The organism is Parabacteroides chongii (assembly GCF_029581355.1).
GTDB lineage: Bacteria > Bacteroidota > Bacteroidia > Bacteroidales > Tannerellaceae > Parabacteroides > Parabacteroides chongii.
This window is the reverse complement of the sequence record NZ_CP120849.1, coordinates 4,230,440-4,243,165: the sequence shown is the minus strand read 5'-3', so window position 1 is coordinate 4,243,165 and position 12,726 is coordinate 4,230,440. Positions and strand designations below refer to the sequence as shown.

Annotated in this window: 12 protein-coding genes and 2 pseudogenes; 6 read left to right on the top strand and 8 right to left on the bottom strand. The window is 45.3% G+C overall.

Translation table 11 applies throughout. The annotated features are described in order from the left end of the window. Positions 1–3: 3 nt before the first annotated feature. Positions 4–1,680: a putative transporter gene (locus tag P3L47_RS15890; protein ID WP_277781435.1), complete on the bottom strand. Its 1,677-nt coding sequence runs from the start codon at positions 1,678–1,680 to the stop codon at positions 4–6. 112 nt (positions 1,681–1,792) lie between these two features. On the opposite strand from P3L47_RS15890, the gene P3L47_RS15885 reads away from it, so the two are divergent. Further along, positions 1,793–2,602, top strand: a complete 810-nt coding sequence (locus tag P3L47_RS15885) for a peptidylprolyl isomerase (RefSeq protein WP_277781434.1) — start codon at positions 1,793–1,795, stop codon at positions 2,600–2,602. A gap of 12 nt (positions 2,603–2,614) precedes the next feature. After that, on the top strand, positions 2,615–3,007 hold the full coding sequence (locus tag P3L47_RS15880) for a hypothetical protein (protein WP_277781433.1): 393 nt from the start codon (positions 2,615–2,617) through the stop codon (positions 3,005–3,007). Between the two features lie 24 nt (positions 3,008–3,031). Here the strand turns inward: P3L47_RS15880 and P3L47_RS15875 are convergent. The 6 genes and pseudogenes from P3L47_RS15875 to P3L47_RS15850 form a co-directional block, all read right to left on the bottom strand. Beyond that, positions 3,032–3,244 (bottom strand): annotated as a pseudogene (locus P3L47_RS15875) (hypothetical protein); the annotation flags it as partial. Positions 3,245–3,364: 120 nt separating this feature from the next. Continuing rightward, a complete protein-coding gene (locus P3L47_RS15870; RefSeq protein WP_277781432.1) occupies positions 3,365–4,087 on the bottom strand; it encodes a DUF2589 domain-containing protein in 723 nt (240 codons plus the stop codon). A 21-nt stretch (positions 4,088–4,108) separates the two neighbouring features. Next, positions 4,109–4,231, bottom strand: coding sequence for a hypothetical protein (locus tag P3L47_RS15865; protein WP_277781431.1), 123 nt, complete (start codon positions 4,229–4,231; stop codon positions 4,109–4,111). A 55-nt stretch (positions 4,232–4,286) separates the two neighbouring features. Next, positions 4,287–4,418 (bottom strand): annotated as a pseudogene (locus P3L47_RS15860) (nucleotidyltransferase domain-containing protein); the annotation flags it as partial. Positions 4,419–4,492: 74 nt separating this feature from the next. Next, positions 4,493–4,891: a type II toxin-antitoxin system HicB family antitoxin gene (locus P3L47_RS15855; protein WP_075559962.1), complete on the bottom strand. Its 399-nt coding sequence runs from the start codon at positions 4,889–4,891 to the stop codon at positions 4,493–4,495. 40 nt (positions 4,892–4,931) lie between these two features. Then, on the bottom strand, positions 4,932–5,111 hold the full coding sequence (locus P3L47_RS15850; protein WP_075557305.1) for a type II toxin-antitoxin system HicA family toxin: 180 nt from the start codon (positions 5,109–5,111) through the stop codon (positions 4,932–4,934). Between the two features lie 456 nt (positions 5,112–5,567). Here P3L47_RS15850 and P3L47_RS15845 point away from each other — a divergent pair, with 456 nt between their 5' ends. The 4 genes from P3L47_RS15845 (at position 5,568) to P3L47_RS15830 (ending at position 11,008) form a co-directional block, all read left to right on the top strand. Next, the gene (locus tag P3L47_RS15845; protein WP_277781430.1) at positions 5,568–6,626 is read left to right on the top strand and encodes a fimbrial protein; all 1,059 of its coding nucleotides are present in this window, start codon (positions 5,568–5,570) and stop codon (positions 6,624–6,626) included. After that, positions 6,620–7,540, top strand: coding sequence for a FimB/Mfa2 family fimbrial subunit (locus P3L47_RS15840; protein WP_277781429.1), 921 nt, complete (start codon positions 6,620–6,622; stop codon positions 7,538–7,540). Before P3L47_RS15845 ends, P3L47_RS15840 begins: the two co-directional genes overlap by 7 nt. A gap of 6 nt (positions 7,541–7,546) precedes the next feature. Next, positions 7,547–9,928: a hypothetical protein gene (locus P3L47_RS15835; RefSeq protein WP_277781428.1), complete on the top strand. Its 2,382-nt coding sequence runs from the start codon at positions 7,547–7,549 to the stop codon at positions 9,926–9,928. A 216-nt stretch (positions 9,929–10,144) separates the two neighbouring features. Further along, positions 10,145–11,008 (top strand): AraC family transcriptional regulator, encoded by an 864-nt coding sequence (locus P3L47_RS15830; RefSeq protein WP_277781427.1) that lies wholly within the window; start codon positions 10,145–10,147, stop codon positions 11,006–11,008. Here P3L47_RS15830 and dnaB read toward each other — a convergent pair whose 3' ends face one another. Beyond that, positions 11,009–12,538: a replicative DNA helicase gene (gene dnaB / locus P3L47_RS15825; RefSeq protein WP_258916739.1), complete on the bottom strand. Its 1,530-nt coding sequence runs from the start codon at positions 12,536–12,538 to the stop codon at positions 11,009–11,011. Positions 12,539–12,726 lie beyond the last annotated feature (188 nt).

Genomic DNA, 12,726 nt, shown 5'->3' with positions numbered 1-12,726 from the left:
TGTTTACGCAAAGAACAATATCAGCAACTGTGCAGTCAACACACGCAGAAACATGGTCAGCGGATAAACTGTTGCATAACCCACAGAAGGAGCATCATTTCCTGCCGTTGCATTGGAATAAGCCAATGCAGGCGGGTCGGTCGTACTACCGGCAATCAGACCCATTAACGTGAAATAATTTACTTTGCAGAAATAACGACCGATACAACCGATGATAAGCAAAGGTACAGTAGTAATAATAAAACCATAACCGATCCAGGCGAAACCTCCATTATTTACGATCGTGTCGACAAAACCGTCTCCTGCACTGATACCGACACAGGCAAGGAATAAAGTAATACCGATCTCACGCAACATCAGGTTGGCACTTTGAGTCGTATAGGTGATTAACTTATACTTATATCCGAAACGACTGATCAGGATAGCTACGATCAGCGGACCGCCTGCCAATCCAAGTTTTACCGGCTGAGGAATACCAGGGAAAGTGATAGGAATACTTCCCAGGATAATACCTAAAGCGATACCGACAAAAATAGTGATCAAATTCGGTTCGTTCAGACGCTTCATAGAGTTACCCAGCACCTTTTCCACATTGGTTACAGCAGTTTCAGTACCCACTACATTCACACGGTCGCCCACCTGAAGCGTCAAAGTCGGAGTTGCCACCAAATCCACACCGGCACGGGTTATACGGGTAATATTGATTCCATACAATTTACGTAATTTTAGTTGCCCCAAACGCTTACCATTCAGCTCCGGTTTTGTGATCAGGATACGGCGATTGATAAACTGGCTTTCCATACGAATCCACTGTTTACGCTCCATATCGATCTCTTCGCCGACAAAGGTTTTAATCGTTTCCGCATCCTGTTCAGTTGTAATAACGAATATCTTATCATTTTCTTGCAAACGGACATTGGCTGAAGCAATCTCTATTTGCTTGTTACTGTCATGCCATATACGAGATATAACAAAATCACGATGTTCCAATAAAGCAGATAACTCTCCGATTGTTTTACCAAACACTGCCGGGTTCTTTACAATCAAAGAAACAGGCTTAGCCTCGTTAGCATGCGAAGTATCTTCGTTATTCAACTGTTCGTTTTCCTTATCGAAATTGACACGAAAGACGTAACGAACAAAAATGATGGAAAGAATAATACCAATCACACCCAATGGATAAGCAACAGCATATCCCAATGCAATCGTATTGTCTGTAACTCCATGCATGTCCGAATAAGCCTGTTGTGCCGCACCCAGACCAGGAGTATTAGTTACTGCACCTGACAAAATCCCCACCATCGTCGACATCGGGATATTCGTAACATAATGGAGAATAATAGCTGTAAGAACTCCTAGAAATACAATTCCGCAAGCCAGCATATTCAATGTAACACCTCCTTTTTTAAATGAAGAGAAGAATCCCGGACCAACCTGCATACCCACCGAGTAGACAAACAGTATCAAACCGAATTCTTTGAAAAAGTGAATCACATTGTGATTGATTGTAAAACCAAAGTGTCCGAGAATAATCCCCACGAACAGAACCAGTGTAATCCCCAGCGATACACCAAACACTTTAATTTTTCCTAACTGAATACCCGCCGCAATAACAAACGACAGCAGCAGGATGGAGTGCCCAATGCCTTCTCCCCATAACAAATCATTGATCCAATTCATAATATTATATTAAAAAATCTTTTCGCCATCAAATAAAGTTCGCAAAGGTAGCCATTAAGTTTGTGTTTAACAACATAAACACTATCTTTACCCGAGAAAAAAATAAATGTTCATGAAAAGATTATACAGCTTGACACTGGCTTTCTTACTGGCAGCTGCAAGTCTTAACGCTCAAAGCTCAGAAAAAGCAGTGACTATCAAAACGAACGTCGGGACCATGAAGGCCCGGCTATACGACGATGTACCGAATCATGTACGTACATTTATTAATCGCGCCCAGCAGGGTGAATTTAACGGTACGCTTTTTACCCGTGTCATCAAAGAGTTCATGATCCAGGGAGGAGCGCCCGATTCAAAAAACGCTCCCGCCGGGGCACGTTGTGGTTTCGGCGATTCGTCAGCGGAGATCATGCCGGAGCTGAAAGATAAATATTTCCACAAGAGAGGTGCTCTCGCTGCCCCGCGCCAGAATGACGATGTCAATCCGGAAAAGAAATCGGATATGTCGCAATTCTTTATCGTACAGGGAAAAGTATATCGCAACGGGGAACTGGATACTCTGGAGCTGATCGCCAACCAGGATATACGGAAAAAGGCGCTGGATAAATTCTACCGTCCTGTTGCCGTAGACCTGAAAATGTTGAAACAAAGCAACAAACGGGAATATAACAAACGAGTAACAGCAGTGAATGCCCAAATCGATTCCATGATTTTGGCGACACCGGGTCACCTGATCTTTACAGAAGAAGAACGGAAAGCATACACGACAGTCGGCGGATGCCATCATCTGGACGGTATTTATACGATCTTCGGTGAACTGACAGAAGGCTTCGATGTGTTGGATGTTATTGCCAACCAGCCGAAAGATCAATATGACCGCCCCAAAAAAGATATACGGATCATTAGTGTTACAATAGAATAAAATTCATCCAATATGCTGAAAAGAGATTTAATCATGGTACAGATAGAAGAACTGGGCAAGATGATTGCCCAGGTAATCTTCAATCGAAATAACAATGCTGCCGGAAAGAATCCGGAGCTGATACAGACCGTTTTCGAGAACCTGAAACTAGATCAGGATTTCCTGATGACAACAGCTCCCGACGATATCCTCCGTTTCCTCGACAGCGAAGAGAAGAACGGTATCCTACGTCTTGAAATAGCGATCAAAACCTTGATCGAAAGTAGCTACCTGCAACCGAAGAACCAACCAAATATACTCCGCCGGGCAAAAGAATTGCTGGAATATCTACAGACACATGATAACACATTCTCTCTGGAAAGGGTTAATCTGCTGAATGAGATCGAAAAACAAATAAATAGTTGATCTTGATTTTAGGAAGGCGGTGTGTCAAAACAAAAACTCGCTTACTATTTGTTTTTTAGGCACACCTCCTAGTCTTTCCGCACAACGTTCCCCATCAATCGCTGTAGAGAACAATGCCTCCTGCATAATCAGCTCCTTCCCCGCAAGAAAAGTTACAAATTCGGGTATCCAAAAATGAAGCGGCGAAGCCAGCAAACCGGGCGTATAGGAAGAGACAGGCAAATCGAACGATTTTTTCTATTCCCCATAGAACACCAATTTTTCAACACTATCCATCATGTGTTTTTCAATTTAAAAAGAGAAAAGGACGCTCACATCCCGTCCTCTTCCTGATTAAACAATTAATTATCAAAACCTTTAAGACTCAGGTTTAGGGTCAGGCTCAGGCTTAGCTGATGCCGGTATCGGCTCGATGCAACTTGCCATAATATCCATCAGCTTCGATAAACCTTCAGTTTGACGTTGCTGGCTGGCTGACACATGCACCTGATACTTTGCAGTCTGATTCGTTGAACGGGTATTTTCACGGGAAGAACCATTTGGCTGAATATTGGTGGATACATCTGCAGAGGAGGTAGACTTTTCTGAATTTGTCTCCGTCACTTCCATCTGGAAATCGATATCGACACGGTCAATCAACAAGGATGGAATAGGTACTAATCCGATAAAGGGGGCCTCCACTGTTTGCTCCATTGGTTTAATTGCTCCGTCTTGTTCAACAGGGCGATTTAGTTTGAACTTTAAGATACGTGTATCTCCCTTTGTTCCTTCTTCACCCTCTCCATAGAATGCATCTAATGCAATAGCAGCAAGCTTCTCCTGTGCCTCAGCAGCGGCAAACAACGGGCCACCGATTAATTCACGCATAGGTAATCCTTTGAATTTATCAGCCGCACTATCACCAACATTCTTTTGGGGATCAGGATTTGGTGCGGGTGTATCATTGCCACCATCTACAGATTGAACCTGAGGTTTTTTTATCAGATTTGTAATCGCTTGCTCCACTACTGGCTTGCCAGCAGAATTACCTTGTTCAGGCTCCTGTTCGGGATTTTCCTGTTTCTTTGTTTCTTCATTCATGATCTTTGATTTTTAAGATTATTAAATCTGTTTATTATATTCATCCATCAAGCGGGCTACGTCTTCGGGTGTATCTTTTACTTTGAAACGGACCGTGATATCCATTGTATCATTAGCATCGGCTTTGATACCGTCCATATTCATCTGCAAGTCTGTTCTATTTTTTCTGTGAAAGGGGAAATTATAGGGAAATTGGGAAAAGGAAGAAGTCTATATCACTATCAGGCCGTGCGTCGCCACGTGCTTCACTGCCATAAAGAATTGCAGTAGCATCGGGAGCCACCTGTTTTAATACTTTCTTTATTGCTTTCACTATTTCCGGACGTTTCATAAACCTGATATTATATCATACAACAATCACAAAGGTAACATAAAGCAAACAAAAATAATGGTATCAAGATATGACTATAAAGTTATACTAAGAAGTTCGTTCGCGAACTTATGTAGTCCGTTGGAGATACGTTCGACCTGTTCACGGCGAGGTTTGCTCTTATGGTTCAAATAATTGGATAATTGTTTTTGATTTATGCCTGTGATCTTTTCAAGACCCGACAGGGAAAGAATACCGGAATAATATTCCAGAAAGCTTTGTACATCCAGTTTAAATTCCAACTTATACTCCCCTTTTATTTGATCCGGCCATTGTGAAACCGGCAGATCGGACTTGATAAGTCGTATCGCTTCCAGTATATTATCTTTCACAGCCTGAATACTGTCGCCAGCTCCATAGATGCCATCACAGTTATCAGAATAGCCACTGAAATAATCGGAAGTCTTCTCAATAACAATCTTAATCGTTTCCATATCTTTCATTTAATTGTTTATCCTTACTGAAGTATGAGGCTTAAATTCCATACTTTTTAATAATCTTGTTCGCTAATCCCTTACCCATTTCTTTTGCTCCATGGTAAGGAATCGGTTCTGACTTAATCCCGTTCTTTTCATAGAAATAGTGAGAACCCTCGGCATAAAGGAATTTCCATCCTGCCGCAATAAAACGTCTGTGAAGTTCTGTTGATTTCATAACTATCACTTATTGTTTTACATTACAAATGTAGTAATATTTCTATTGATACAACAATAATAATAGAAATATTACCACGATTTCATATAATCCAAAGGGGTTACAGCTGAAAGTATTTCAAACTGCCATTCAGTAGTCATCGAAACATATATTCGTGAGATTTAGGGTACGGAGGGCTTTTAATCTGTATTTTCATAGTTATTCATGTTTTAATTAAACAGAAGCAAAGATAAGGAATACGAATAATATAAACACCATACATTTGCCAAATATATTCCCTAACCACTGATTTTTACGCCATCATATTTAATTGTTCTTTAAATATTTATATTATTAGATCGGAATATATAAACGAACGCCACTTTTATATAAGAGCAGAACTATTGCAACATCGTAGATTTGCAGAATCAAAACCATAAATAATATAAAGAGTGTTTATTTCAATCTATTAAAAAAATGAGAACAACGAGTAAATTAATCACAGGAATGCTTGCACTGGCTTTATTGAGTGCCTGCAGCAACGACGAAATGAATGAAGGAGGTAACGGAGAGAAAGCATCTATCACGATCACTTTGAAAGGTGAAAACCTGTCATCGAAAGCGACGGGCAACACTTCGGATACCGAAACCGACGAACGGAAGATCGTAAACTATAAAGTCTACGTTTTCAGTTATAACAGCGGCGTATTGGAAAAAGAGGTAGACGGTGCTGTCAGTAATGGTATAGCAGGATCAACACAGGTTGACGGGCTGAATACTGCCGGTACGAAACGCGTAGTAGTTATCGCCAACCTCCCCGCCGGATTTCCAGCCGTCAGCAACTATACTGACTTTGAAACGGCTACTTTCGACCTCGGATTACAAAACCCGGCGAACCGTGCAACAACAGGTCTTGTCATGAGCGGCGAGTCCTCAGAATTGACATTGACCAGCGGAAGCCCTGTCCCGGTAACCGTAAGCATCAGACGCGTAGTTGCCAAAATCGAACTGGGTTCGGTCACCATTACCCCGGAAACCGGACACACCGAACCGTTTGTCCTGACCCATGTCAGTATCCAGAAAGCAAAGTCGAAAGCGACTATCGGACCGAAGACAGTCCTGTCTGAGATACCGTTTTACGGCGGATTCGGTGGTACGGAAAGTGCTGTCCCCACACCCGACAACTATCTGTTGGACGCCATCACAACCGATCAGCCGAACGGAACTGCCAAATCTTTCGATAATTTCTTCTATGTATTCCCGAACGAGGAAACAGGAGCAGAAACCTTGCTGACCATCAGCGGAACATATAAAGGGACTATCACCCATTTCCCGTTCCGTATCAACAGCATCGTTTCCGGTACCGCCGACGGAACACTCATCAAACGGAACACCCGTTATATACTAAATGTAACGTTGAAGAAATTAGGAAGCGGAACGACCGATCCCGACGGTCCGGGTGATCCGGCAGCAGTCGAGGTAACTGTCACTACCGAAGGTTGGGAAGGTCCGCTGGTACAGGATGTAGAATGGTAAGATCGACAATCAGGACTATCGTTCTGTTGTTGTTGATTTTGGGGCAGACAAGCTGTATTCGCGAAGGTTTACAGGAGTGTAAAGAAGAGTATTTCGTGACTATAAAAGTGGTGGATGCACTCACCGGAGAAAATATCACCGACTCCGGAGAAGTCAGCCACGCCGATCTGTTCGTCTTTGATGCGGACGAGCAATATCGGTACACCGTCAGAGCCGACTCGAACCAGATCCGGCAAAGAATACCGATACCCATCACGCTCGAAAATATCGATCACTACTGGCTGTCCGTCTGGGGAAACCTGGATGGGAACCAGTATATCACTAAGCTGGAACCTTCCAATACCCTCGATAACTCGACAGTCTCCGCATCCGTCAAAGAAGACGAAAACCAGTCTCAGACATTGGACGACCTCTTTTTCGGCTTTGCGCAGATCAGCAAATCCTCTAAATCCCCGATCAGAAATGAAGAAATAATCATTTCCAGGAAAAATGCCCGGATGTATCTGACTGTCCGGGGTCTTCCTATCCTTCATAAGGCGGTAGATTATTACTTCACGATCCATCTGAACAACAACGGATATAATTTTAAAGGGACACCGATCCCGAATGCAATAGTAATCAAGCAAAACGGCATCACGCTCGCAAACAACGATTTTGTCTCTCCCTCCTCCTTCAACCTGATCCATACAGACAGCAGCCGGGAGGATTACGCGACTGTCAATCTTTACAGAAGATCGGATGCAGAATACGGAGAAGACATACTTATAGCTAGTATAAATTCTGATTTAAATGGAAATCCCATTGTTCTTCCGGCCGGCCGGACAACCAATCTGCTGATCGACCTGCGCCAGGAGATCAGTGTTCACATCAAAACAAGCCCCTGGGACAAGACAGAGCAATGGGTCGAATGGTAATTAATTATGAATAAAAGATATCAAGCTTTCAACCGGACAACAATCTGGCTACTGCTTCTATTGACATTCGGTCTGACGACCGTTTCCTGTACCGACGAAACGTTTGTCGGCGAAGGAAGCAGCAAGCACACGGAAGACCGGATGGCAGTCCGGCTGACCATCAGCACACCTGCTGCCCAAAAGCCGGAAACCCGGAGCACGAAACAGGAAGAACAGATCGAAGAAATATGTATACTGGTGCTCTCCCGGCAGTCGGCGGATGCCGAATATCAGTTTCTTTACAGCGTAGAAGGAATAAATATTAATCGCCCCAACAGCAATACGACGACCTTCACCGCTATGCTCAAATCATCAAACGACCCGGTCAAGCTCATACTGATCGCCAACGCCAGCCAAACCATAGCAGAGAAATATCCCGAAGCAGGCGATACGGAAACCCGTCTCAAAGAGAAGCTGGTGTACGAACTGGATAACGGCAACGGCAGTCCGAAACTGATCACCGGCTATCTGCCGATGTACGGCGAATACTCGCTTCCGAAACTGGATGCAGGGCAGGTCAATGCCGATATACAGATCAGGATGTTGCGCTCCGTAGCGAGAGCGGATGTCTATAATAACGATGCGACAGGACATTTCCGTTTGCAGAGCATACAGGTGTTCCGTCCGTACGATAAACTGCAGCTTATCCCTGCCCACACGACTGTCAACAGCGAAGGAGGGCCGAAAGTCGATGCACCTTCCCTACCCGATCAGTCGGTTTTCTATCCAGTCGGATTCCCCATGCCGCAACAGAATATTACAGGTGGCGATACTTCGATCGAACAGATATATCTTCCGGAAGCCCCGGCTCCGACTACCGAAAAGCAGATCAGCGATGCGACCTGCCTTGTAGCCGGAGGTATCTATGATGATGGTGTCCATCCTGCCAAAACAGTATATTACCGGATCGATTTCAAGCCGTCCGGACATCCGTTCGGACAGATCCTGCGAAACCACCGGTATATGTTTGTTATCCAGAAGGTATCGACTGCAGGTTGGGAGACACCGGAAGAAGCTGCGGTAAATGTTCCGTCGGGTATTGTCGCCACCGTCGAACCATGGGATGAGAATACCACTGATATGTATTTCGACGGAGAGCATCATTACGGCGTTTCCTCCCGTCATGTCAAGCTACAATACCGGTTGGGCTCGCAGGAGGTTGTCTACATCGACACCGATCTGACGGGCGACCTTTTGCAATGGGTGGATGCGGAAGGTAATCCGCTTGATGGCGGTAAACTATCCACCTCTTTGTCGAGCAACCGTTTTGAAGTTTCCCTGATCGAAGGGACGGACACTTACAACAAAATACAAAAACAATTGCTGTTCCGTGCCAAACAAGCGAATACCACCTATTCCGATTACTCGGAATATATGATGATTCATGTCAACCGCTGGAAAATATTGATCACGATCACCCAAACGGCCAACAGAAACGGCAACGAGATCGTCCGCGTGTTAAGCTCCGACGAGATAGGCGGTTTACATCATACGACCGCTAAAGCCATGCGTGCCATACTTGACAATCATTTCGGTCCCGGAAAAATGGTACAACTCGGAGGCATAGAATACACCTCCGTCCCTCCCGGAATAACGATCAAGGATGCGCTGACTTACGAAAAGCTGTCGCAACAAGATATCCTGGTCCTGTCCAACAACACCCGCCCCGACTCTGCCACAGCCCGCCGCATACTGGACTGGCTCGGGGCACGCAAGAACAGGGTGCTTGTCCTGGGCTTCGACTGGAAAGATCCAGGTATCACCGACAGTTATAGTAACGGTCATCCCGAGTATGCCACAACAACCAATTACCAGGTCTTGAAACTGCTGCGGGATGATGTAACACCTTACTGGTACAACGGAGGAACGAACACTTCGATCGGCGACACAGGCCCGGTTCGTGAGGATATGATCGCTTCGTTTGATATCAATGCGGACAATAGTTATTTCTTCCGGACAGGTCCTTTCACGGCACCGGAAAATATCGAGATCACCAGTTGCGGATACTGGCTGGAAGATGTCTGGTGGGGACGTATGGAGGTACATAATCCCGATATCGTGCCGCTTATTGTCTTCAAGGACATAGTCAGGGACGATGGTTCAGGCCGCCTTCCTGTCTATACACCCAATCCGGGAGGCGACGGCCGGATGATCATGGGGATAGACAAGAAAAAACGGATCGTATATGTCGGCGATATGCAATTTTTCGGTGTCGGCATCGGCAATGACCTGAAGAAAAGCTCACGGATCGACAACACGAACGGCAACCTGACAAACAACTATTCGCGGATCATGGCAAACCTCTGGGCATGGATGATCGAAGAGGTTGTCCTGGGAAACAGCGAATAAGGCGTTTTTCGAAACAAGAAAACAGGATGATGTTTCTAATTTCGACACAAACAGGATTTTTAGCATCAAAATAGGCTTTTGTCACAAGCTGATTTTGTTCTAATTCCGAATAATACGTTGGGAAGTCTTATTCAAACTTAGTTATAGCACTTAAAGATCAGAGGACGACATCTAATTTTGTGGAATTCTGATAAATACAAAAAGCAATTATCGATTATGGGAATTCTTTATAAACACGAACACGTTGCCTGCAACGATTTTCAGTTCCCTGTGCAACGGACTTTCCAGGTTTTCCGTCCGCAGCCCGGGGTAAAATGTACCGAGCCGGATAATGCCCGCTCCATCCTCCTTTTTCTGCTGGATGGAGAGATAGAGTTCAGTAACGACTCGATCCAGAAGCATATCCTGCAAAAGAATGAGATCGCCTTGATACCGGCGGGGAGTACCTATTCGGCAGAGATAAAAGTGCCATCCCATGTGGTCGCCTGTTGGTTCAGCAACGATATCAGGCTGTGCAACCGCATTCATCTGGAGTCTTTATCGGAACACAAAAAAGACATCACTTACAGTTATAATACACTTCCTTTCCAGGGCGAGGTAAAGACTTTCCTCTACTTGCTCAACGAGTATATGGAAAATGGTATCGGATGCAAGCACCTGCAGGAAATGAAACTGCAGGAGTTGTTTATCCTTTTCAGGGCTTATTATGCGAAGGAACAGTTGGCCGCCTTCTTCTATCCGATCCTGAGCCGGGATACGGATTTCAACCATTTTGTACTCTCCAACTACAAGAAAGTGACGAATGTGGAAGAGTTTGCCCGCCTGGCTCATATCAGCCTGTCGGCATTCAATCGCAAATTCAAGAAGCATTTCAGCGAACCGGCTTACCAATGGATGCTACATCGTAAGACAGAAGGTGTGCTGGACGATATCCGGAGCACGAACAAGTCCTTCCTGACGATCTCGCTCGACTGGAATTTCTCATCACAGGCACACCTGACAAAGTTTACCAAACAACAATGCGGCCTGTCCCCTTCGCAAATCCGGGAACAGGCCGCACATGATCTTATCCTCGACTGATCAGAACGGAACCTCGCTGCTGCTGCCCTGGTTCAGGAAATCTGCACCGGCAGGCGGTATCGGAGGTAACGGGTCGCTACTGTTCATATTCGATGAAAATTCGCGCACAGCTACATCCTCATCTATATTCATAAACTTCGCATAATCACCTTTAAAGCGCAGACGCACATCACCTGTCGCACCGTTACGATGCTTGGCGATAATGATCTCTGCCAGGCCAACCAGCGAGTTACCACGCTCATCTTCCGTGATCTTATAATATTCCGGACGGTGGATAAAACAAACCATATCCGCATCCTGCTCGATCGCTCCCGACTCACGAAGGTCGGCCAACTGCGGACGCTTTCCTTCGGCTCCCTGACGGCTTTCCACACCACGGTTCAACTGCGACAGTGCGATGATCGGTATGTTCAACTCCTTCGCCAACCCTTTCAATGAACGGGAGATTGTACTTACCTCCTGCTCACGGCTACCGAAACTCATACCACTCGCATTCATCAACTGAAGGTAGTCGATGATGATACATCGTACCCCATGCTCACGCACCAGACGGCGAGCCTTGGTACGCAACTCAAACACCGAAAGACTCGGCGTATCATCCACATAGATAGGTGCATCATACAACTCCTTGATCTTGAAGTCCAGCTGTTCCCACTCATAACTTTCCAAACGTCCGCTCTTGATCTTCTCGCCCGGGATCTCACATACGTTTACGATCAGACGGTTTACCAACTGGACGTTACTCATTTCAAGCGAGAACAAAGCAACCGGCACATTATGATTCACCGCCATATTCTTCGCCATGGAAAGAACGAACGCCGTCTTACCCATCGCAGGACGGGCAGCAATAATGATCAAGTCGGAATTCTGCCATCCCGAAGTGATCTTATCCAGCGCATCGAAACCGGTACGCGTACCGCTCAGACCCTCCTTCTGGTTCGCCGCTTTCTGCAACAAATCCATCGCATCCTTGATAACGGGATTGATCTGGGTTACGTCCTTCTTTACATTCCGCTGGGATATCTCAAACAGTTTTCCTTCCGCTTCCTGCATCAGGTCTTCCACGTCGATCGTTTCGTCAAAAGCCTTTCCCTGGATCATCGCAGTGAAAGAGATCAACTCTCTCGCCAGGTATTTCTGGGCGATGATACGGGCATGATATTCGATATGCGCGCTACTGGCAACCTTGCTGGTCAGCTGCGAGATATAAAACGGTCCGCCCACCTGGTCCAGTTCGCCGCGCTTCCTCAACTGCTCCGTCACCGTCAGCATGTCGACCGGCCGCTGGCTGGCTGCCAGATCCACAATAGCCGCATAGATCATCTCGTGCGACTTTTCGTAAAAGCATTCCGGCTTCAAGATCTCACTGATGATCGAATAAGCATCTTTTTCAAGCATCAAGGCACCTAAAACGGCCTCTTCCAACTCACGAGCCTGTGGCTGCAGACGTCCCATATCAGACACTACAACAGGTTTTTGTTTCCCCTTTCCGGAGTTTCCTCTTCCGGTATTTTTAGTTCCTTCTGCCATTCTCTTTAGTAATTTTCGAATGCCAAAAATACGATTTTTATTTGGTATTCATTCCTTTTTTCTACCTTTGCAGCCGTAAAAAGTAATTAACTAATTATGGACGACAGTATTCCGCGAGAAACATTAACAAGTAAAAATTAGCGGACGGAGGTTTCTTATTACCTCTGTTCGTATCAACAACGAAAGGA

Excerpts from the sequence above, each read along its gene's own strand:
- P3L47_RS15855 (WP_075559962.1), bottom strand. The coding sequence starts at position 4,891 with ATGGAAACGATTAAGATTGTTATTGAGAAGACTTCCGATTATTTCAGT.
- P3L47_RS15880 (WP_277781433.1), top strand. The coding sequence starts at position 2,615 with ATGCTGAAAAGAGATTTAATCATGGTACAGATAGAAGAACTGGGCAAG.
- P3L47_RS15865 (WP_277781431.1), bottom strand. The coding sequence starts at position 4,231 with ATGAATATGGACGGTATCAAAGCCGATGCTAATGATACAATGGATATC.
- P3L47_RS15885 (WP_277781434.1), top strand. The coding sequence starts at position 1,793 with ATGAAAAGATTATACAGCTTGACACTGGCTTTCTTACTGGCAGCTGCA.
- P3L47_RS15850 (WP_075557305.1), bottom strand. The coding sequence starts at position 5,111 with ATGAAATCAACAGAACTTCACAGACGTTTTATTGCGGCAGGATGGAAA.
- P3L47_RS15835 (WP_277781428.1), top strand. The coding sequence starts at position 7,547 with ATGAATAAAAGATATCAAGCTTTCAACCGGACAACAATCTGGCTACTG.
- P3L47_RS15890 (WP_277781435.1), bottom strand. The coding sequence starts at position 1,680 with ATGAATTGGATCAATGATTTGTTATGGGGAGAAGGCATTGGGCACTCC.
- P3L47_RS15840 (WP_277781429.1), top strand. The coding sequence starts at position 6,620 with ATGGTAAGATCGACAATCAGGACTATCGTTCTGTTGTTGTTGATTTTG.
- P3L47_RS15870 (WP_277781432.1), bottom strand. The coding sequence starts at position 4,087 with ATGAATGAAGAAACAAAGAAACAGGAAAATCCCGAACAGGAGCCTGAA.
- P3L47_RS15830 (WP_277781427.1), top strand. The coding sequence starts at position 10,145 with ATGGGAATTCTTTATAAACACGAACACGTTGCCTGCAACGATTTTCAG.
- dnaB (WP_258916739.1), bottom strand. The coding sequence starts at position 12,538 with ATGGCAGAAGGAACTAAAAATACCGGAAGAGGAAACTCCGGAAAGGGG.
- P3L47_RS15845 (WP_277781430.1), top strand. The coding sequence starts at position 5,568 with ATGAGAACAACGAGTAAATTAATCACAGGAATGCTTGCACTGGCTTTA.